Origin of the sequence: Luteimonas fraxinea, assembly GCF_021233355.1 — a bacterium.
GTDB lineage: Bacteria > Pseudomonadota > Gammaproteobacteria > Xanthomonadales > Xanthomonadaceae > Luteimonas > Luteimonas fraxinea.
The window spans coordinates 1,030,890-1,052,210 of the sequence record NZ_CP089507.1 but is presented as its reverse complement, the minus strand read 5'-3'; the positions used below and the strand labels follow the sequence as shown (position 1 = coordinate 1,052,210).

Below are 21,321 nucleotides of genomic sequence, written 5' to 3'. Positions count from 1 at the left end.
GTGGGGCCGCAATAGTTGCGCGACGTACGGCTTCCCAGCGAAGGGTTTCGCTTCGCCTTACACATCCAACAGACGACAGGTCTCGCTGACGCACATGCTGCGGGGCGACACCTTCCCGCTTACGAACCCGACGCCGCCATCCCACGATACGTCCCATCCAGCACGTCCACCGCCGCATCCAGCGCCTCGAGCGTCCCGTCGTTGACGATCACATCGTCCGCAATCGCCAATCGCGCCTCGCGCGAAACCTGCGCAGCCACCATCCGCTCAGCAAGAATCTCGTCGATTCCGTCGCGCGCCAGCAGTCGTGCCAGCTGCAGGTCACGCGGCACGTCGATCGCCAGCACGCGATGCAGCCACGGATATGCCGCGCGCCCGCCTTCGGTCAGCAATGGAATCGCCGCGACCGCATAAGGCCCGGGCGCCGCCTCACAGGCTGCACGCAACGCAGCACGTACACGCGGATGGATGATGGCTTCCAGCCGTACACGAGCCTGCGGATCCTCGAAGATGCGACGCCGCATCGCGGCGCGATCGAGGCTGCCGTCTTCCGCGAGCGCATCCGCCCCGAACGTATCGACGACCGCAGCCAGGCCCGTACTGCCCGGCGCGACCGCCTCACGCGCAGCCAGATCGGCATCCGCCACCACGATGCCGCGTCGCTCGAACGCCTGCGTCGCCGCGGTCTTGCCCGAGGCGATGCCGCCGGTCAGGCCGATGATCAACACGCTCATCGCGAAACTGCGGTCAGCCGAGGCCGGCGAGTTGTTTGTAGCTCTCGACCAGGTCGTGACCCCACATGAAGGTCACCCAGCCCGCGATGGCCAGGTACGGCCCAAACGGAATCGGCGTCGACCGGTCACGTCCCTGCACCGCGAGCATGATCGACCCGATGATCGCGCCAGCCACGGCCGACAGCAGAATGATCGGCAGCAGCCCGCTCAGCCCGCACCAGGCGCCCAGCGCGGCCAGCAACTTGAAGTCTCCGTGGCCCATACCTTCCTTGCCGGTCGCCTGCTTGAACAGCCACCAGACCGTCCACAGGCTCGCGTAGCCCACCACCGCGCCCAGCAGGGCGGGTTTCGCGGGCATGTAGAGGTTGTCGAGACTCGCGATCAACCCCAGCCACATCAGCGGCAGGGTGAGCGAATCGGGCAGCAACTGGGTCCGCACGTCGATGCCCGAAGCCGCGACCAGGAACCCGGTCAGCACCAGCGCCCCGAAACCCTGCCAACCGAAGCCGAAGCGCCACACGCACGCCACGAACAGCAGCATCGTCAACAACTCGACGGCTGGATACTGCGCCGAGATCGGCGCCTTGCAGCTGCGGCACTTGCCACGCAGCGCCAGCCAGCTCAGCACCGGGATGTTTTCGTACCACGACAGCTGATGGCCGCAATGCGGACAATGCGAACGCTCGACGACGATCCCCGGTGGCGGCGGATCGTAGAGCTCCGGCTCGCCGAGGATCTCGCGGGAATCGCGCTTCCACTGCCACTCCATGCGCCGCGGCAGGCGCAGGATCACAACGTTGAGAAAGCTGCCGACCAGCAAGCCGAAGCCGGCGGCCAGCGGAAAGCCCAAGGCGGGGTTTTGATCGAGAAACGCCACTTACAGAAGCACCACGGAAGCGCGCATCAGACGACTGCTGCCAGCTTGAAGATCGGGAGGTACATGCCGATGACCATGCCGCCCACGAGGCCACCGATGAATACCATGATCATCGGCTCCAGCAGGCTGCTCAGTGCATCGACGGCGTTGTTCACCTCTTCCTCGTAGAACTCTGCGACCTTGAACAGCATGGTGTCGAGCGCACCAGCTTCTTCACCGATTGCGGTCATCTGCACCACCATGTGCGGGAACAGATTGAGCTGGCTCATCGCCATGTTGACTTGATAGCCTACCGACACGTCATCGCGCATCCGAAGTACTGCTTTCTCATAAACAGTATTGCCTGTCGCTCCTGATACGGTTTCGAGCGCTTCGACGAGAGGCACACCTGCCTTGAATGTTGTTGCCAAAGTGCGGGCGAAGCGAGCAATGGCAGCGTTGTGCAACAGCTGACCAATCACGGGCAACTTTAACAACATCCTGTCTATGCCGTGCTGCAGCGGAACCGATCTCCTATATGCGAACAGGAAAGCTGCGATTCCGCCACCGACGAAAATCAGTGCCAGCCACCAATAAGCGACCATGAGCCTGCTAGCTGACACGATCAGCTGCGTGAAAGCGGGCAATTCGGCGCCGAAATTCTCAAAGACAGACTCAAACTGCGGCACAACGAAAATCAAAAGAATCGCGCTGACAATGATGGCGACTGCGATGACAGCGATCGGATAGAAAAGCGCCTTCTTAATCTTTCCTTTGAGTTTTTCGGTATTTTCTTTGTAGGTCGCAATGGTGTCGAGCACCGTTTCCAGTACGCCGGCAGATTCGCCTGCGCGAACGAGGTTCTGAAACAGCTCGTCGAACTGCACCGGGTGCTTTGCCATCGATTCGTTGATCGATGAGCCCCCCTCGATATCCAAGCGCATCGTGTTGAGCATCTTGGCCATGCGCGGGTTCTTGTTGCCGTTTCCCACGATCTCCAGCGCCTGCACAACTGGCACACCCGATTTGATCATCGTGGCGAACTGCCGGCTGAAAACAGAAATATCTTTGGGCGATATTTTTTTGCCCGCCGCGCCGAACAACGGCTTTGGTTTGGCTTTGACCACGCCGGGCTGTATGCCCATCCGGCGTAGCTCTGCGCGCAACATGTTCACGTTCTTGGACTGCTGCTCGCCTTTCATCTTGACGCCGCGCTTGTCGGTGCCTTCCCAGATAAAGGTATCGAGCGTCACGCCCTCACGGAGAGGCTGCGCGGGTCGCTTTGCGACAGGCTTACGGACGGCAGTGCGGGTGGTGGACATGCGGGCGTTCCCCAGATGGGCCGGCTATCCCCAGCCGGGCAGATGGCCGCATGGTAGCGGCTTGGCGTGCAAAGTGGCAGGCCGGTCCGTGACCGGTTGCCGGGTTCCAGTTCGATAGCTCGAATCCAGGCCTTTTCATTGTGGGAGCGCGCTCGCGCGCGACAGGACTCTGCCCGGGAGGCCACATCGCGCGCGAGCGCGCTCCCACAGGGGGTCAGTCCTTCGTCACCCGGTTGATTTCCGCCAGGCTCGTCAGTCCCTGCCGTGCCTTTTCGAGTGCAGACTTGCGTAGATCGTGCACGCCTGCACGCTCGGCAACTTCGGCAATCTGAATTGCGTTGCCACCCTGCAGAATGATTTCCTGGATCTGCTCGCTCATCGGCATGACCTGGTACACACCCACGCGGCCCTTGTAGCCGTTCGTGCATTCATCGCACCCCACGGCTTCGTGGATGTCGACACCGGCGCGGACCTGATCTTCGCTATAGCCCTCGGCCAGCAGTGCATGTTCGGGAAGCTCGACCCGCTTTCTGCACTTCGGGCACAGCCGTCGTGCCAGCCGTTGCGCGATGACCAACGTCACCGAGCTGGTGATGTTGTAAGGCGCGATACCCATGTTCATCAGGCGCGCAATGGTCTGGGGCGCGTCATTGGTGTGCAGGGTAGACAGCACCATATGACCGGTCTGTGCCGCCTTGATGGCAATCTCGGCCGTCTCCAAGTCGCGGATTTCGCCGACCATGATGATGTCCGGGTCCTGTCGCAGGAACGAACGCAGTGCGGCGGCAAAGGTCATGCCTCGCTTGTTGTTCTGCTGCACCTGGTTCACGCCCGGTAACCGGATTTCTACAGGATCCTCGGCGGTCGAGATGTTGCGGGTCTCGTCGTTGAGGATGCCCAGTGCCGTGTACAGGGAGACCGTCTTACCTGAGCCTGTGGGGCCGGTTACCAGCACCATGCCATAGGGCTTGTGGATTGCCTCGAGAAACAGCTTCTGTTGCTCGGGTTCATAGCCCAGCTTGTCAATGCCCAGCTTGGCCGCACTGGCATCGAGGATACGCAGCACCACCTTCTCGCCGAACAGCGTGGGCAGGGTGCTGACGCGGAAGTCGATCTGCTTGGTCTTCGAGAGGTTGAGCTTGATTCGGCCGTCCTGGGGTACGCGTTTCTCGGCGATATCCAGCTGCGCCATGACCTTCAAGCGTGCAGTGATGCGGCCGTTGAGCTTGACCGGCATCTTCGCAACCTGTTTGAGGATGCCGTCGATGCGCAGACGCACTCGGTAGTCCGTCTCGTATGGCTCGAAGTGGATGTCCGACGCGCCGCGCTTGATCGCATCCACCAGTACCTTGTTGACAAACTTGACGATCGGCGTGTCGTCTTTGCCGTCGACCACATTTTCGAGTTTGCCTGGATCGTCGTCATTGCCGACATCCAGCGCATCCAGTCCGTCAGAGCCCTCTAGGGTTTCGCCGAAATTGTCGGAAGACTGCAGCCAGATTTCGAGCGTCCGTCGGATGCTGTCCTCATCGATCAGGATCGGTTCGACCGTGAGGTTTGTGTGGAATTTGATCTCGTCCAACGCGTGTGCGTTGGTGGGATCAGAGACTCCGACAAACAAACGCGCTCCACGCTTGAAAAGCGGAAGTACGGCATGCTTCTGGAGCAGTTCCTCACTGACCAACTTGACCGCATTCGCCTGAGCGTCAATCGCTGACGCGTCCATGATCGGCATCCCAAACTCGACCGACTGCGCCGCCGCTATCTGCGCAGATGTAACAAGTTTGTGTTCTCGCAAGTACGACACGATTTGCTTGCGTGCTGTCGTCGCTCGCTCTAGTGCGTCGCGAGCTGTCGCGTCGTCTAGAGCGCCGTCAAGGACGAGCCTTCGTGCAATGCCGGTGATGCCTACCAGATTCGGGGATTGTGCTGCGTTCATAGACTTCCTCTCGGGCCGCTAGTCAAGAATACTTCGATGCAGGCCTCGCGCTTCAGATAATTTGGCCAGCATCTTAGCTTTCTAAGCTGAGCTCAGCTATCTCACTATGGCGGCAAATCGGTTCACCGTCTCGAGCTGTGCTGGGGGAGTCGAAAGTCCGCAAAGTAGGTCTGTTCTGTGGCATTTCTGTAGCCGTCTTCTGTTTTACCCATGAAGTGCTGTGGAGATCTTCAACGGTTTGTGACCCATAGCCGATTTGCACTAGGTCGCCAAAAAAAAACTCCGGCAGGGCCGGAGTTTTTTAGCGACGCAAGTCGGCGAAGAAATCAACCGCGGCACTCGGCCGGAACACGCGACTTATTGGTGTTGCTGGCGGTGCATGCCCAAGTGATCGGGCCGGCCGGAACGGTGCTTGCCGCGGGCGTGCCAACCAGTGCGGCGCCTTCCGAGTTCGGTGTGAGCGTAAGCGTGCCGCCGCCTGCTGCGGCCGTCAGGGTGACCGTGATAACGCCAGTCGTATTGGCCAGCGCTACGCCATTTGCAGCCACGTTTTTGGTTGCTGCAGTTGTCGCGGTCCAGCCTTGGGCAAGCGGTGCTCCGGCCGACGCATTCTCTGCGACGAGAGTCTTCGCCGCCGACGCGCGAGCAAGGCCTTCGGTCGTGCGGGCGCGGACGGTGTAGTCCTGATAAGCCGGCAGCGCGATGGCGGCCAGGATGGCGATGATCGCGACAACGATCATCAGTTCGATCAGGGTGAAGCCCTTCTGCATCTTCTTCATGGTGTATCCCCTAGGAGTGATTGATTTCACGTGCCGCGTGGCCGGCTGGTACCGATCCGTGGGCAGCCGTGCAACATGCACGTGCGATGGAGATAACGCATGAGGCGTGCCAACTTTCTCAAGGGGGATTGCCTTTGAAATGCAGGCGTTGCCTCGCGTGTGGCCGCGTGCGGGAGCGGATGGTGTCCCGTTTCGTCACTTGATGACGCAACGCGTCGGGATGCAGTCGATGCGCAGCGAAACACTGCAGAGGCTTCACTGACGATTGGAGTTGGGTGTTCTGCAGAGCGATCGCGCTTAGGAAGTGCGCTGGCGTTAAAAAACTGGATGTCCCGTGCGCTGGTGCGATCCAGCCACGCCGAGCGAATTCGAGTGATGGGTTTCGCTGCGCTCTACCCATCCTACGAGTGGCGCGCGTCAGTCGATCCCGAGCTTCTTGAGCTTGTAGCGCAACGCCCGGAAGGTGATGCCCAAGGCCGCCGCGGTCTTGGTCTTGTTGTAGCGGTTTTCCTGTAGCGACTGCTGGATGGCAGCGCGCTCGATGTCCTCGATGAACGAGGGCAGGGCGGTGCCGGCGGTTTCATACGGACTGACGGTGCGCGGGTCGCGGGGCTGGCCGGGGTTCGGCGGAAGCGCCTGGTGGACGTCGGTGGCGAACGGCGACGTGATCTGCGGCTGCGCTGCCTGCTGCAGGGTCCGTGGCAGCGGCAGGTGCAGGTCGGCGGCGCTGATCCGATCATCGTCGGCCATGGCCAAGGCGCGTTCGAGCACGTTCTCCAGCTCGCGGACGTTGCCGGCAAACCCGTAGGATTCGAGCGCGGCGACGGCATCCGGTGCGAGCGTGGGCGCGGCGCGGTGCATGGCCTGGGCGAGGCGGCGCAGGATGGCATCGGACAGCAGCGGCAGGTCACCGGTGCGCTCGCGGAGCGCGGGCACGTTCAGGCCGATGACGTTGATGCGGTAATAAAGGTCGTGGCGGAAGCGGCCGTCGTTGACCAGTTGCGACAGATCCTTGTGCGTAGCTGAGAGGATGCGCACGTCGACCTGGATTTCAGCGGCAGCACCGACCGGCCGGATCGACTTTTCCTGGATCGCGCGCAGCAGTTTGACCTGCATCGGCAGCGGCAGCTCGGCGATTTCGTCGAGGAACAGGGTGCCGCCGTCGGCGGCCTGGAACAGGCCGGGCTTGTCGCTGTGCGCACCGGTGAAGCTGCCCTTCTTGTGGCCGAAGAACTCGCTTTCCATCAGTTCGGTCGGAATGGCCCCGCAGTTGACCGGCACGAACGGCCCGTTGGCGCGCGCGCCCTGGGCGTGGATGGTGCGGGCGACGAGTTCCTTGCCGGTGCCCGATTCGCCTTGGATGAACACCGGCGCCTGGCTGCGGGCGACCTTGGCGATCGTATTGCGGAGCGTGACCATTACGTCGGAGGTGCCGAGCAGGCGGCTGCTCTGTTCTTCAGTGGTGCGTTTGGCGCGTTCGCCGAGTTCCAGTGCCTGGCGGACGAGGCCGCGCAGCACATGGATGTCGACCGGCTTGCTGACGAAATCGAAGGCGCCGACTTTCAGGGCCTCGACCGCTGCCTCGACATTGCCATAGGCGGTGATCATGGCGACCGGCATGCCGGGATAGCGGGTGCTGATTTCGCCGACGAGTTCCAGGCCCGAGCCGTCCGGCAGGCGCATGTCGGTCAGGCAGAGGTCGTAAGCCGAGGAGGCCAGCAGTTCGCGGGCGGCGGCAAGGGTGGGCGCGGTTTCAGTGCGCAGGCCCATCCGGCTGAGAGTGAGCACCAGCAGTTCACGAATATCGTGTTCGTCATCGACGATCAGGACGCTGCGAGTTTCACTCATTGATTCGCTACACAAATGGAACTGAGGTGTGACGCATAGTGACAGATTCTGTCAAAAGTGACGAGGGTCACACTGGTGACGCGCGTCACGATGATGGGGGGATGGGGTGCCGGTATTGGGTGTGGATTCCGGTACGCGGAGAATTTCCAGCGTGGGCGTGCGGAAGCCGGAAGAAACGCAGTCGTGCGCATTGAAGCTGTGATGGTGCGGACTGCGAGACCGTCACCTCAGCGCAGGCTGGGGTCCATTCTGATTCTGCATTTGGCGCTGCATGATTCCATTCACCAAGACAAATCCTCTTCCGCTTGAAAAAGAATGGGACGAGGTGAAAGTCGATGTTGCCGCCCAGGTGAGTCGCTGGGCCCCGGCCTGCGCCGGGGCGACGGCATTCTTACCGGTTCACGCGTAAGGCTCGGCAGCATTCCTCTTTTTCGCCGCGGAAATGGATCCCAGCGTGCGCTGGGATGACGAGCGGGGGGGGGGGGGGGGGCGCAAAAAAGTGGGTCGGCACAAGCCTCGGCGCTGGCGATAACCTTGCTGCCGCGAGTGATGGAGCGTGGCGGACTAGTTCCGCAACAACGTCTGCCGCGCGGCCAGCGTGACGCGGAAGCACGCGCCGCCGCCGGGGACGGCGACATATTCGAGGTGCGCTTCATTCGCCCGGCACAACTCATGGCCGATGTAGAGACCCAGGCCCGTGCCGCTTTCCGAGGTGGTGAAGAACGGGCGGAACAGCTGGGCAGAGACGGCGTCCGGAATACCGGGGCCGCGGTCGAGGACGCTGAGGGTGGGACACTCGCCGGCCTGTTCGAGGCGCAGCGTGATGCGCGCCGGTTCGCCGGGCATGCGGCCGTAGCGGACGGCGTTGTTGACCAGCGCGGTCAGCACCTGCTGCAGGTGGCGCGGGTCGAAGATCGCGCGCAGCGTGGGCTGGTCGCAACTGACCTTCAGTTCGGCGTTTTCTTCGGTGACGATCATGCGGTAGTCCTGCACGAACGCATGCGCAGCGGCAACCAGGTCCACGTGTTCGGGACGGGCGCGCTCGCGGCGGGCAAGGCCGAGCACGCTTTCGACGATACCGTTCGTGCGCACGCACTGCTGGTGGATGATCTGCAGCAAGCGACGATCGGCCTCGCCGATCTGATCCGACTCTTCCATCAGCTGGGTGGCGTAGCTGATCGCGGCGAGCGGATTGCGGATCTCGTGCGCGAGGCTGGCGGAGAAGCGTCCCATCGTGGCGAGGGTCAACGATTCTGCGCGGCGCGAGACCAGCGAGGTGTCGTCGAGGAACACGAGGGTGCTGTCGCTCTCGGCCAGCAGGCGCACGAAGCGCGGCATCACGTCGGTGTGTTCGCGCAGCGTCAGCGGGGCACTGTCGACGCTGCCGCTGCGTAGCCATTCGGCCAGACGCATCGCCAGTGGCGGCGCGAGGTGGCCCAGCGTGCGGCCGTGCAAGCCATCCTCGCCGGGTGTCTCGGTGTCGCCGATCAGCAGCGTGGCGGCTTCGTTGGTCAGGCGGATGTGGCCGGTGCCGTCGACCAGCAGCACGCCGGTCTGCATGCGGCGGATGATCAGTTCGTTGATCTCGGCCAGGTTCGCGGCCTCGGCGCCGCGGCGGTCCGCCAGTTCCTGCGTGTCGCGGACCTGCTTGCCCAGCTGACGGGTCAGCGAGGCGGCGGCAAAGAAGCCCAGGCCGAACATCAGCATTTCGGCGAAGGGACGGTCGAACGTGCCGGTCCCGAACAGACCCACCAGGCGCTCGGCCAGCAGCGCCATCGAGGCGCCCACGGCGATCAGGATGCTGGTGCGAAGGGTGACGAACAGCGAGGCCGCACCGATGTTGAACAGCAGCAGCATCGCGATGCCGGGCGCGACTTCGGGGATCGCATGGGTGATCAGCGTGGCGACCACGATGTCGACGACGACGCCCACCACCGCATGGCTGGGGAAGTCGGCCTTCGCGCGTCGGGCGTGCAGCAGCAGGCCGACCGAGGCGATCAGATAGCCGATGCCGACCGAGATCGCGACCGGCGTATCGGTCACATCACCGAGCGTCGCGCCCCACGGGCTGAACACCAGCAGCGCCAACAGGGCGGCTTCCAGTACCCGGTACAGCGCGAACAGCGAGAGTTCGCGTTGCAGCAACGACGGGGAGAGCTTGGAGGCTGCAATCAAGGGCACGGGCACGTTCCATCGGAGCCGGACGGCCGAGTATAGGCGGCGTTCCGGAGCGGCCGGGTGGGGTGGTTTTGCCCGCCGCCGCCGCATGGGCGAGAATAGCGGACCCCGTCGGCCCGCCGCGCGTCACGCGCCGCCCGTCGACCGGTGTCATTTCCTCCTCCGTACGGACCCCACATGAACTTCCACGAATACCAGGCGAAGCAGTTGTTTGCCGATTACGGCATCCCCGTGCCGGCAGGACGCGTCGCGTCCACCGCCGACGAAGCAGTCGAAGCAGCGAACTCCCTGGGCAAGGGTCCCTGGATGGTCAAGGCCCAGATCCATGCGGGCGGTCGCGGCAAGGCCGGCGGCGTGAAGTTCTGCAAGACCACCGACGACGTGAAGGCCGCTGCTGCCAAGATGCTCGGCACCAAGATGGCCACCTATCAGACCGCTGGCGTTGAACTGCCGGTCAATCTGGTGCTGGTCACCGAAGCCGGTGAGATCGCCAAGGAACTGTATCTGTCGGTGCTGGTCGACCGCGGCACGCAGTCCATCACCTATATCGTCTCGAGCGAGGGTGGCGTGGACATCGAGCAGGTCGCTGCCGAGACGCCGGAGAAGATCGAGAGCCTCAACGTCAGCTTCGTGGAAGGCTTCCAGGCCTACCAGGGCCGCGAGATCGGCTTCAAGATCGGCCTGACCGCCAAGCAGGCCAACCAGCTCGCCAAGATCATGGGCGGCCTGTACACCCTGTTCAACGAGAAGGACCTGGCGCTGGTCGAACTGAACCCGCTCGCGATCCTCGACAACGGCGACCTGTACGCCCTCGACGGCAAGGTCGACTCCGACGACAACGCCGCGTTCCGTCACAAGGATCTGGCGGCGATGCGTGACGCCACGCAGGAAGACGAGGCCGAGGCGCGTGCCAGCCAGTACGACCTGAACTACGTGACCATGGACGGCAACATCGGCTGCATGGTCAACGGCGCAGGCCTGGCCATGGCGACGATGGACGTGATCGCACTCAACGGCGGTTCGCCGGCGAACTTCCTCGACGTCGGCGGCGGCGCGACCAAGGAGCGCGTGACCGAAGCGTTCAAGCTCATCCTGTCGAGCGACAAGGTGAAGGCGATCTTCGTCAACATCTTCGGCGGCATCGTCCGCTGCGACATGATTGCCGAAGGCATCATCGCCGCGGTCAAGGAAGTGGACGTCAAGGTGCCGGTGATCGTGCGCCTCGAAGGCACGAACGTCGAAGCGGGCAAGAAGCTGCTGGCCGAATCCGGCTTGGCGATCACCGCAGCCGACGACATCAACGACGGCGCAAAGAAGGCCGTCGCGGCTGCCGCCTGATTCCGAACGAATCTATTTCCTTCCCTTCTCCCTTCGGGAGAAGGTGCCCGAAGGGCGGATGAGGGCGCTTGCATCCAGGCAGCCCTCACCCCAACCCCTCTCCCAAGGGGAGAGGGGCTCAACAGGACCATTCCATGAGCGTTTTGATCAACAAGAACACCAAGGTGATCGTGCAGGGCTTCACCGGCCAGCAGGGCACCTTCCACGCCACCCAGATGGTGGAATACGGCACCCAGGTCGTCGGCGGCGTCACGCCGGGTAAGGGCGGCACCACGCACATCAATCTGCCGGTGTTCAACACCGTGCGCGAAGCCGTCGACGCCACCGGCGCCGATGCCTCGGTGATCTACGTGCCGCCGCCGTTCGCGGCCGACGCGATCCTCGAAGCGGCTGCGGCCGGCATCAAGGTCATCGTCTGCATCACCGAAGGCATCCCGGTGCTCGACATGCTGCGCGTCAAGAACGTGCTGAAGTCGCATCCGGACGTGACCCTGGTCGGTCCGAACTGCCCGGGCGTGATCACGCCGGGCGAGTGCAAGATCGGCATCATGCCGGGCCACATCCACATGCCGGGCAAGATCGGCATCGTGTCGCGTTCGGGCACGCTGACCTATGAAGCGGTCAAGCAGACCACGGCGGCAGGCCTGGGCCAGTCGACCGTCATCGGTATCGGCGGCGACCCGATCAACGGCCTGAACTTCGTCGACTGCCTCAAGCTGTTCAACGAAGATCCGCAGACGCTGGGCATCATCATGGTCGGCGAAATCGGCGGCGATGCCGAGGAAGCGGGCGCCGAGTACATCAAGGCGCATGTCAAGAAGCCGGTCGTCGGCTTCATCGCCGGCGCGTCGGCCCCTCCGGGCAAGCGCATGGGCCACGCCGGTGCGATCGCATCGGGCGGTTCGGGCACGGCCGAAGGCAAGTTCAAGGCGATGGAAGCGGCCGGCGTGAAGACCGTCCGTTCGCCGGGCGACCTGGGCGAAGCGATCGCTGCGCTCGTGAAGTAATCGCGCCTTCCGCGTGATTCGAAGAGGCCGCCTCCGGGCGGCCTTTTTTTTGTGGCGCGATGGCGTTGCTGCGACATGCATCTGCGCGGGCCCTGCGATCACGGCCGCTATGATGGACGCCCCCGACCGCGTGCCTGCCGACATGACCGATCCCCTGCGTATCGCACTCGCCCAGTTCGACTTTCCGGTCGGCGATGTCGGCCGCAATGCCGAGCGCATCGCTGAGATGATCGCGGCCGCGCGCGACGAGTTCGGCGCGCACGTCGTGGTGTTTCCGGAACTCGCGATCAGCGGCTATCCGCCGGAGGACCTGCTGATGCGGCCCTCGTTCCTGATCGATTGCGAAGCGGCGCTGATGCAGATCGCCAAGGACGTGCGCGGCATCGTCGCCGTCGTCGGCTGGCCGGAGTCGGCGGGCAGCGTGCTCTACAACTCGGCCAGCGTGCTGCGCGACGGCAAGCTCGAGCGCACCTATCGCAAGCGCGAACTGCCGAACTACAACGTGTTCGACGAACGCCGCTACTTCCACGTCGATCCGGACGGCGAGCCCTGCGTGGTCGACGTGGGTGGTGTGCCGGTCGGCGTGCTGGTCTGCGAGGACCTCTGGTTCCCCGAGCCGCTGGCCGATACCGCGGCTGCGGGCGCGGCCGTCGTCGTCGTGCCGAACGCCTCGCCCTACGAGCGCGGCAAGCACCGCCAGCGCGATGCGCTGCTGGCCGAACGTACCCGCGAGAGCAGGGTGGCGCTGGCCTACGTCAATGTCGTCGGCGGGCAGGACGCGCTGGTGTTCGACGGCGCGTCTGTCGTCGCCGATGCCGACGGCACCGTGCATCCGGCGGCGATCGCGTTCGATGACCAGTGGCTTGTCGTAGATTTCGATCCCGCGACGCGCGCGTTCTCGCCGGTCGTGTGGGTCGACGACGGCGACGAGAGCATCGACGCGCTGGCCTGGCGCGCGGTAGTGCGCGGCACGCGCGACTACTGCGGCAAGAATGGATTTTCGAAGGCGTGGGTCGGGTTGTCGGGCGGCATCGATTCGTCGGTGGTGCTGGCGATGGCGGTCGATGCGCTGGGTGCAGAGAACGTCACCGCGGTGCGTATGCCGTCGCGGTTTACGGCGGGGCTGAGCAACGATCTGGCGGCCGAGCAATGCGAGGCGCTGGGCGTGCGCATGCTGACCATTCCGATCGAGCCGCCGTTCCAGGGATTCCTGGACACGCTGTCCGACGTCTTCGAGGGCAAAGAGGTCGACATCGCCGAGGAAAACCTGCAGTCGCGCACCCGCGGCGCGATCATGATGGCGCTGTCGAACAAGCACGGCGGTCTGCTGCTGACGACCGGCAACAAAAGCGAATACGCGGTCGGCTACGCGACGATCTACGGCGACATGTGCGGCGGCTACGCGCCGATCAAGGATCTCTACAAGACCGAAGTCTTCGGCCTGTCGAAGTGGCGCAACACCGTCGGCGGCGCACCGGTGATTCCGCCCGCGGTGATCGCGCGGCCGCCATCGGCCGAGCTGCGCGACAACCAGTTGGACCAGGATTCGCTGCCGCCCTACGACGTGCTCGATGCGATCCTGCGCCGTTACGTCGACCAGGAGGAATCGCGTGACGAGATCGTAGCCGCGGGTTTCGATGCGGCGACCGTCGACAGGGTGTTGCGGCTGGTCCGCATCAGCGAATGGAAGCGCCACCAGGCCGCACCGGGGCCGAAGATTTCGCGGCGTGCGTTCGGGCGCGAGCGCCGGTATCCGATCAGCAACCGGTATGAAGGGTGAGTGCATTCCTAGACGAGTTGCGGTTTCTCACCCCTTCCCCCGCATGCGGGGGAAGGTTGGGATGGGGGCATCGGGTCCGGTCTCGGACGAGTAATCTGCAATTGATGCTTTGGCGCTTGTTTCAGGTTTCCGCCCAGTCTGACGGGCTGCCCCCACCCAACCCTCCCCCGCACGCAGGGGAGGGCCTGAAGCGGGCTCGCCGAGTGGGTCTGCCATGCTTGCCCTGATCCAGCGCGTCAGCGAAGCCGCCGTTCGCGTCGACGGCGCGGTCATTGGCCGGACCGGGCCCGGTCTTCTGGCGCTGGTCGGCATCGAGCCCGGCGACGGCGAGGCCCAGGTCGCGCGTATGGCCGAGCGCCTGTTCGCCTACCGGGTATTTTCCGACGACGCCGGCCGCATGAATCTGTCGCTGGCGCAGACCGGCGGCGGCCTGCTTCTGGTCAGCCAGTTCACGCTCGCGGCGGACACCCGATCGGGCAACCGGCCCGGCTTCAGCACCGCGGCGCCGCCGGAGGAGGCTGAACGGATCTTTGACCGGCTGGTCGCCGTGTGCCGGTCGCGCCACCCGGGGGTGGAAACCGGTCGGTTCGGTGCCCATATGGAGGTCAGCCTGGTCAACGATGGCCCGGTCACCTTCCTGCTCAGGGCATGATCCCGGCCTCGCAGGTGGTACAATTACGGGTTCACTTTTCAGACGGTGCGCCACATGGCGAATGAACGTCCCGCCCAGCAGTCCGACATCAAGATCCTGATCAGCAAGGGCTTGGAGCAGGGCTATCTGACCTATGCCGAAGTCAACGATCACCTGCCCGACGACATGGTCGATCCGGAGCAGATCGAAGACATCATCGGCATGATCAACGGCATGGGCATTGCTGTCCATGAAGTGGCGCCCGATGCGGAAACGCTGCTGCTGGCCGGCGAATCCAGCGGTAACCGCGAAGTCGACGAGACCGCTGCGGAAGAAGCCGCGGCTGCGCTGACTTCGCTCGATACCGAAGGTGGTCGTACCACCGATCCGGTGCGCATGTACATGCGCGAGATGGGCACGGTCGAGCTGCTGACCCGCGAAGGCGAAATCGCCATCGCCAAGCGCATCGAGGAAGGCCTGAACCAGATGATGGCCTCGGTGGCCAGCTTCCCGTGGTCGGTCCAGCTGCTGCTCGAAGAATACGAACTGCACAAGGGCGGCAAGAAGCGCCTGGCTGAAGTCGTGGCCGGCTTCAACGACCAGTTGCTCGAAGAGCTGGCGGCCGAGGAAGAAGCGGCGTCGGGCAATGCGCCGGCTGTCGTGGAAGCCGAAGAAGAAGCCGAAACCGACGAGGAAGAATCCGACGATTCGTCCGACGAGGAAGAGAGCACCGGCCCGACCGGTCCGGATCCGGAAGAAGTCCTGCGTCGCATGGACCTGATGGCGGACCTGTTCAACAAGTTCCAGAAGTCGTACGCCAAGAATGGTGCGACGGCGAAGGCGTCGATCAAGCTGCGCGCCGAGATGGCCGACGTCTTCATGACGTTCAAGCTGCCGCTGCCGCTGACGGACCTGCTGGTCCGCAAGCTGCGCGAGGTCGTGTCCGAGCTGAAGGACCACGAGCGTCGCATCCTCGACCTGTCGACCCGCGTCGCCAAGATGCCGCGCAAGGATTTCATCCGCGCATGGGACGGCAACCAGACCAATACGGGCTGGGCGGACGAGATGATCAAGCGCAAGCAGAAGTGGTCGTCCGGCCTGAAGGATGTGCGTGACCAGATCGTCGCCGAGCAGGAAGCCACGCTCGCGATCGAGAAGGCGATGGGCGTGACCCTGGGTGATCTCAAGGAGATCAACCGCGCAATGGCTTACGGCGAAGCCAAGGCCCGCAAGGCCAAGAAGGAAATGGTCGAGGCCAACCTGCGTCTCGTGATCTCGATCGCCAAGAAGTACACCAACCGCGGCCTGCAGTTCCTCGACCTCATCCAGGAAGGCAACATCGGTCTGATGAAGGCGGTCGACAAGTTCGAGCACCGTCGCGGCTTCAAGTTCTCGACCTACGCCACGTGGTGGATCCGCCAGGCGATCACGCGCTCGATCGCCGACCAGGCGCGCACGATCCGCATCCCCGTGCACATGATCGAGACGATCAACAAGCTCAACCGCATTTCCCGCCAGATGCTCCAGCAGTACGGCCGCGAGGCCACGCCGGAGGAGCTGGCCAAGGAAATGGACATGCCGGAAGACAAGATCCGGAAGGTCATGAAGATCGCGAAGGAACCGATCTCCATGGAGACCCCGATCGGCGACGACGAGGACTCGCACCTGGGCGACTTCATCGAGGACACCAATGTGGAGTCCCCGATCGACGCGACCACCAACACCAACCTCATGGAGACGGTCCGCGACGTGCTCGCCGGCCTCACCCCTCGCGAGGCGAAGGTGCTGCGTATGCGCTTCGGCATCGACATGAATACCGATCACACCCTCGAGGAAGTCGGCAAGCAGTTCGACGTCACCCGCGAGCGGATCCGTCAGATCGAGGCCAAGGCGCTGCGCAAGCTGCGTCATCCCTCGCGCAGTGAGCAGCTGCGGAGCTTCCTCGACGTCGAATGAGTCGAGGTTGCACCTGGCAAGAAAAAGCCCGCCGGAAGGCGGGCTTTTTTGTGGGCGATGGGGCCGCGCGTACGCGCGTTTCAGAGCACCGTCGGTGTCCCCGTGCCCACGATCACCACATCTGCCTTGCGGCGTGCGAACAGGCCGACGCTGACCACGCCCGGAATCTGGTTGAGCTTCGCTTCCAGCGCCACCGGGTCGGTGATCGACAGGCCGTGGATGTCGAGCACCCAGTTGCCGTTGTCGGTCTTCACGCCTTCGCGCCAGACCGGCTGGCCGCCGGTGGTCTCGAGGATCGTCCGGGCGACGAGGCTGCGCGCCATCGGGATCACTTCGACCGGCAGCGGGAACGTGCCCAGCGCCGGGACCTGCTTCGCCGGATCGATGATGCAGATGAACTGCTTGCTCGCCTCGGCGATGATCTTCTCGCGCGTCAGGGCGGCGCCGCCGCCCTTGATCAGGTGTTTGCCCGGGTCGCACTCGTCGGCGCCGTCTACGTACAGCGCCAGCGGACCGGTCGCGTTGAGGTCGAGCACGTCGATGCCGTGGCTGCGCAGACGCTCGGTGCTCTGGTCCGAGCTCGACACGGCGCCGTCGATCCGGTGCTTGATGCGGGCCAGCGCGTCGATGAAATAGGCGACCGTCGAGCCGGTGCCGACGCCGACGATCATGCCGTCTTCCACGTACTCGATCGCCTTCTCGGCGGCCAGGCGCTTGCCTTCGCTCATCGCTTCTTCTCCAGGGACAACAGCAGTTTCCACTGCGCGGACGTGACCGGCAGCACCGACAGGCGCGCGCCCTTGCGGATCAGCGCGAATTCTTCGCCGAGTGCGGCGCTGTGCTCGCGGATTTCCGCCAGCGAAATGGGGTGGGCAAGCGTGCGCACGTAGCCGACATCGACCAGGAACCAGCGCGGCGTCTCTTCGCTCGCCTTCTCGTCGAAGTACTTCGACGACTTCTTGAACTGGCTGGGATCGGGATACGCCGTCGACGCGACCTCGGCGATGCCGTAGATGCCCGGCACGTCGGTGTTCGAGTGATAGAACAGCACGCCGTCGCCGACGCGCATGCCGTCGCGCATGAAGTTGCGCGCCTGGTAATTGCGCACGCCCGTCCAGGGCTCGGTGCCGACGCGGGCCAGGTCGTCGATCGAGAAGTCCTCGGGCTCGGACTTCATCAGCCAGTAGCGCTTGCGGGTGCTCATCGCGTCTCGGTCAGGCAGCTGTGGGCGGGTGGAACGTGTTCGATTCGGTGCAGATCGCGTCGAGCGGCACATCCCAATCCGCGGCGTCGAGCGCCTCCACCTGCTGCAGCGCGAATGCCGCGCCTACGAGCAACGGCGACGCGGCCTGCACGCGACGGAATTCGAAACTGCGGTCGTACCAGCCGCCGCCCATGCCGAGCCGGTGGCCGCGCGCGTCGAAGCCGACCAGCGGCGTCACGACCAGCGCCATCGCGCTCGCGTCGAGCGCGGAGGCCGGCTCGATATCGGGTTCGGGAATGCCGTAGCGATTGGTGACCAGCGGATCGCCGGCGCGCCAAGGCGCGAAACGCAGCACTTCGTCGTGCAGAACAGGCAGGCAATAGATCAGCCCGGCGGGCAGGCGCATCTGGAAGACGTGGAGGCCGATCTCGCCATCGCTCGCCCAGTAGCCAGCGACGTAGCCGGATTCGGGCAATGCGGGCAGTGCGAACAGTTGCGTCGCGAGGCCTTCGGCGGCGGCGATGCGCGCGGGCGCAGGCAGGGCGCGGCGCTGGTCGCGCAGGCGTCGGCGGAGGGCGGGGCGGTCGGTCATGCGGCCGGGCTCGTCGTCGGAAGTGCCGGCGACGCGGCGGGCAGGCTCAAAAAATACGTTCTCCGCCGATGTCGATGCAGGCGAAACGACCTTGAACCCGGGGTTCAAGTGGGAACGCTGGGATTCCTTTGGGCTTTCCGCTCGGGGGCGGACTGGCACTCCCGGTTTCCTGACGTCCCCGGTGTCGTTATTAAGGGACAAGGCGAATGTTTTGCACGCTGTCGAACACGGCAGAGAACGCAGGTGCAGTATAGCCAATCGACCCGCGGCGCGTGTTCCGTTCGTCGGTCGCGACGTGGTGGGCGGCGGCGGGGATTCAGTTGCGTGGAGGCGTCGCGAAGACGCGCGGCTCAGCGCTGTTCGGCGTCGAGCACGTCGAGCTTGCGGTGCAGCGCCGCGACCGAGTCGGAGACCTCGCGTGAGCCGTGCGACTGGCCCTCGCCGAGCAGCTGCAGTTCGTGCGCAAGATTCAGAGCGGCGAGGATCGCGATGCGATCGACCGCGGCCATGCGGTTGGCGCCGCGGATCTCGCGCATCCGCGTGTCGAGCAGCTTGGCCGCCGCCATCAGGCTGTCGCGCTCGTCGGGCGTGACGCCGACGGTGTACTCGCGATCCAGCACGCGCACGCTGACGGCTTCTGTCGCACTCATGTGTGCTGCTCCAGTGACTTGAGCCGCGCGATCATCGCTTCGACCCGCGAGCGTGCCTGCTCGTTCTTCGACAGCAACTGGGCGCGTTCGCCGACGATGGATTCCTGCTGCTGGCGCAGGCTGCGGTTCTCGTCGCTGAGGATGCGGACACGCTCGATCAGCGCATCGAGGCGCGACGTCAGTCTCTGCAGCTGGGCGATGACGTCGGGTTCGGTCATTGCCGCACCATAGGCAGCGCGCAGGTGGCGGTCAAGGCAGCACGGCCAGTGGTGCGTCGCGGGCGAGGAGCAGGCCGTCGGGGCGCCAGTTGCGCATGAAGGCCAGGCACTGCAGCGCGTCGAGCGGCGGCGAGAGCCAGAAGCCCTGGATCTCGTCGCAGCCGCGCTCGGCGAGGAAGCGCATCTGCGCTTCGGTCTCCACGCCCTCGGCCACCACACGAAGGCCCAGCGAGTGCGCCATCGCGACGATGGTCGGGGTGATCGCCGCGTCCTCGGCGTCGTGCGGCAGGCCGTCGACGAAGGCCTTGTCGATCTTGATCGTGGTGATCGGCAGCCGCTTGAGATACGCCAGCGAGGAATAGCCGGTGCCGAAATCGTCGATCGCCAGCGACACACCGAGCGCGCGGAAGGCCTGCAGGCGCTCCGCGGTCTGCTCGGCATTGGCCATCAGCACGCTTTCGGTGAGTTCGAGTTCGAGCAGATGCGGCGGGATCCCCACATCGTCGAGCACGCGTCCGACCACACCGACGAAATCGCCGCGCAGCAGCTGCAGCACCGAGACGTTGACCGACACGTTGAGCTCGTCCATGCCGTGCTGGCGCCAGCGTTGCAGCACCAGGCAGGCCTCGCGCAGCACCCATTCGCCGATCTCCAGGATCAGCCCGCTTTCCTCGGCGATCGGAATGAACTCGGCCGGCGGAATGTCGCCGTGTTCCGGACTCGACCAGCGCAGCAACGCTTCGACACCGGTGATGCGCGGCGGCGACAGCGACAGGCGCGGCTGGAACACGAGGCGCAGTTCGCCGCGGTCGAGCACCTTGCGCAGCGCGCCGGAGATCGTCGCGCGCTGGCGCACCGCCAGATCCATGTTGTCGTTGTAGCGCATGAAGGTGCGGCGCCCGGCGGCCTTGGCCTGGTACATCGCGGTGTCGGCCTGCTTGAGCAGTTCCGTCGGCACCTGTGCGTGATCGGGGTACAGGCTGATGCCGATCGACGGTGAGATCGAGACCTCGCGGCGGTCGTCGAGCAGCAGAGGCGCCTCGAACGCATTGATGATCTCGCGCGCGATGCGTTCGGCGTCGTCGGGCTTCTCGAGATCTTCCAGCACGACGGTGAATTCGTCGCCGCCCAGCCGCGCCACGGTGTGCTGCTCGCCGACCGTCTGCTGCAGACGCACCGCGGCCGCGCGCAGGATGCGGTCGCCGGCGGCGTGGCCCAGCGAATCGTTGATGTCCTTGAAGCGGTCCAGATCGAGGAACAGCACCGCCAGGCGCGTGTCCTCGCGATGCGCGCGGACGATCGCGCGCGACAGGCGCTCCGACAGCAACGAGCGGTTCGGCAGGCTGGTCAGCGTGTCGAAGTTGGCGAGGTAGCGCAGTTCCTGTTCGGTGCGCTTCTGCTGGGTGATGTCGTTGAACACGCAGACGTGCAACACGCTGTCGTCGTCGGCATCGCGCACGGTGCGCAGCTCGAGCGCGGTCAGCAGTTCGTCGCCGTCCTTGCGGCGCTGCCACAGCTCGCCGCTCCAGTGGCCCTGGCGCCCGGCCTGCGTGCGGATGTGGCGATAGAAGGCGCTGTCGTTCTGTTCGCTGTCGAGCAGCGACGCGCTGCGACCGAGCACTTCGGTCTCCGCGTAGCCGGTCATGCGCAGGAAGGCGGGATTGACCGAGACGTAGCGGAAATCCGCGTCCATCACCGCGACTGCTTCGCCCATGCTGCGCAACACCGTGGCAGCGATCTGGCGCTCGCGTTCGGCCTCGCGCGTCGCGGAGACATTCAGCGCGGTGCCGGCGATGCGCAGCACGTTGCCGTCGTCATCGCGTTCGACCGCGCGCCCGCGCACACGCACCCACGCCCAGCCGCCGGTGCCGTCGGCGACGCGTACCTGCGCCTGGTAGCGGCCGGATTCGCCGTCGAGGTAGCGACGCAGCGTCTCGCGCGCGAGCGCCATGTCGTCGGGATGCACGAGGTCGTCGACGGGCAGACTGTCTTCGAGCAGGCGGCCATCGCCATTGGGCTCGTCTTCGAGCAGGCGTCGCAGCTGGCCGCTGCCGACGTCGTAATCCCAGTAGCGTTCGCCGGTCGCCCACAGCGCGAGCTTCAGCCGGTCGCGGCGTTCGTTGATTTCGGCGACGTAGGCGTCTTCGCTGCTGCGCCTGCGCACCACCATGACCACCAGCAGTACCAGCAACGCGATCAGCACCGCGGCGCCTGGCACGTGCAGCTGGCTGGGTTCGATCACGCGGCGGCGCTCCATGCCGGGGTCGGCGAACGCGAGTGTAGGCATGC

Annotated in this window: 17 protein-coding genes, 1 other RNA gene and 2 pseudogenes; 5 read left to right on the top strand and 15 right to left on the bottom strand. The window is 64.7% G+C overall.

Annotation, left to right across the window (positions count from 1 at the left end; genetic code table 11):
• Positions 1-119 precede the first annotated feature (119 nt).
• The 8 genes and pseudogenes from coaE to LU699_RS04650 all read right to left on the bottom strand — a co-directional run bounded on the left by coaE (position 120) and on the right by LU699_RS04650 (position 9,746).
• On the bottom strand, positions 120-734 hold the full coding sequence (coaE, locus tag LU699_RS04680; protein ID WP_232134307.1) for a dephospho-CoA kinase: 615 nt from the start codon (positions 732-734) through the stop codon (positions 120-122).
• 13 nt (positions 735-747) lie between these two features.
• On the bottom strand, positions 748-1,611 hold the full coding sequence (locus LU699_RS04675; protein WP_232134308.1) for a prepilin peptidase: 864 nt from the start codon (positions 1,609-1,611) through the stop codon (positions 748-750).
• Positions 1,612-1,637: 26 nt separating this feature from the next.
• Positions 1,638-2,912 carry a type II secretion system F family protein gene (locus LU699_RS04670; RefSeq protein ID WP_232134309.1) on the bottom strand — a complete coding sequence of 425 codons (1,275 nt, stop codon included), beginning with the start codon at positions 2,910-2,912 and terminating at the stop codon, positions 1,638-1,640.
• Positions 2,913-3,126: 214 nt separating this feature from the next.
• Positions 3,127-4,851 carry a type IV-A pilus assembly ATPase PilB gene (pilB, locus tag LU699_RS04665; RefSeq protein WP_232134310.1) on the bottom strand — a complete coding sequence of 575 codons (1,725 nt, stop codon included), beginning with the start codon at positions 4,849-4,851 and terminating at the stop codon, positions 3,127-3,129.
• Positions 4,852-5,177: 326 nt separating this feature from the next.
• Positions 5,178-5,630 (bottom strand): pilin, encoded by a 453-nt coding sequence (locus LU699_RS04660; RefSeq protein ID WP_232580497.1) that lies wholly within the window; start codon positions 5,628-5,630, stop codon positions 5,178-5,180.
• 417 nt (positions 5,631-6,047) lie between these two features.
• A pseudogene (locus tag LU699_RS18400) lies at positions 6,048-6,206 on the bottom strand (helix-turn-helix domain-containing protein); the annotation flags it as partial.
• Between the two features lie 129 nt (positions 6,207-6,335).
• A pseudogene (locus tag LU699_RS04655) lies at positions 6,336-7,478 on the bottom strand (sigma-54-dependent transcriptional regulator); the annotation flags it as partial.
• A 564-nt stretch (positions 7,479-8,042) separates the two neighbouring features.
• The gene (locus tag LU699_RS04650; RefSeq protein ID WP_232580496.1) at positions 8,043-9,746 is read right to left on the bottom strand and encodes a sensor histidine kinase; all 1,704 of its coding nucleotides are present in this window, start codon (positions 9,744-9,746) and stop codon (positions 8,043-8,045) included.
• 87 nt (positions 9,747-9,833) lie between these two features.
• Between LU699_RS04650 and sucC the strand changes: the two genes are divergently transcribed.
• The 5 genes from sucC (at position 9,834) to rpoD (ending at position 16,368) form a co-directional block, all read left to right on the top strand.
• Complete coding sequence (gene sucC / locus LU699_RS04645) at positions 9,834-10,994, top strand: ADP-forming succinate--CoA ligase subunit beta (protein WP_232134314.1); 1,161 nt, start codon at positions 9,834-9,836, stop codon at positions 10,992-10,994.
• A gap of 134 nt (positions 10,995-11,128) precedes the next feature.
• Positions 11,129-12,001 (top strand): succinate--CoA ligase subunit alpha, encoded by an 873-nt coding sequence (gene sucD / locus LU699_RS04640; RefSeq protein ID WP_232134315.1) that lies wholly within the window; start codon positions 11,129-11,131, stop codon positions 11,999-12,001.
• A 142-nt stretch (positions 12,002-12,143) separates the two neighbouring features.
• A complete protein-coding gene (locus LU699_RS04635; RefSeq protein ID WP_232134316.1) occupies positions 12,144-13,781 on the top strand; it encodes an NAD+ synthase in 1,638 nt (545 codons plus the stop codon).
• 214 nt (positions 13,782-13,995) lie between these two features.
• Positions 13,996-14,433, top strand: a complete 438-nt coding sequence (gene dtd, locus LU699_RS04630) for a D-aminoacyl-tRNA deacylase (protein WP_232134317.1) — start codon at positions 13,996-13,998, stop codon at positions 14,431-14,433.
• A 54-nt stretch (positions 14,434-14,487) separates the two neighbouring features.
• Positions 14,488-16,368 carry an RNA polymerase sigma factor RpoD gene (gene rpoD / locus LU699_RS04625; protein ID WP_232134318.1) on the top strand — a complete coding sequence of 627 codons (1,881 nt, stop codon included), beginning with the start codon at positions 14,488-14,490 and terminating at the stop codon, positions 16,366-16,368.
• A gap of 80 nt (positions 16,369-16,448) precedes the next feature.
• Here rpoD and rpiA read toward each other — a convergent pair whose 3' ends face one another.
• The 7 genes from rpiA to LU699_RS18305 all read right to left on the bottom strand — a co-directional run bounded on the left by rpiA (position 16,449) and on the right by LU699_RS18305 (position 21,319).
• The gene (gene rpiA, locus LU699_RS04620) at positions 16,449-17,096 is read right to left on the bottom strand and encodes a ribose-5-phosphate isomerase RpiA (protein ID WP_232134319.1); all 648 of its coding nucleotides are present in this window, start codon (positions 17,094-17,096) and stop codon (positions 16,449-16,451) included.
• Positions 17,093-17,572 carry an EVE domain-containing protein gene (locus tag LU699_RS04615; protein WP_232134320.1) on the bottom strand — a complete coding sequence of 160 codons (480 nt, stop codon included), beginning with the start codon at positions 17,570-17,572 and terminating at the stop codon, positions 17,093-17,095. Before LU699_RS04615 ends, rpiA begins: the two co-directional genes overlap by 4 nt.
• A 10-nt stretch (positions 17,573-17,582) precedes the next feature.
• Entirely contained in the window at positions 17,583-18,164 is a 582-nt protein-coding gene (locus tag LU699_RS04610; protein WP_232134321.1) for a 5-formyltetrahydrofolate cyclo-ligase, read from the bottom strand.
• Between the two features lie 55 nt (positions 18,165-18,219).
• Positions 18,220-18,404, bottom strand: a non-coding RNA gene (gene ssrS, locus LU699_RS04605) — 6S RNA.
• Between the two features lie 110 nt (positions 18,405-18,514).
• Positions 18,515-18,814 carry a cell division protein ZapA gene (locus LU699_RS04600; RefSeq protein ID WP_232134322.1) on the bottom strand — a complete coding sequence of 100 codons (300 nt, stop codon included), beginning with the start codon at positions 18,812-18,814 and terminating at the stop codon, positions 18,515-18,517.
• Positions 18,811-19,032, bottom strand: a complete 222-nt coding sequence (locus LU699_RS04595; protein ID WP_232134323.1) for a TIGR02449 family protein — start codon at positions 19,030-19,032, stop codon at positions 18,811-18,813. Before LU699_RS04595 ends, LU699_RS04600 begins: the two co-directional genes overlap by 4 nt.
• Positions 19,033-19,063: 31 nt before the next feature.
• Entirely contained in the window at positions 19,064-21,319 is a 2,256-nt protein-coding gene (locus tag LU699_RS18305; RefSeq protein WP_269781349.1) for a putative bifunctional diguanylate cyclase/phosphodiesterase, read from the bottom strand.
• Between the last annotated feature and the right edge of the window lie 2 nt (positions 21,320-21,321).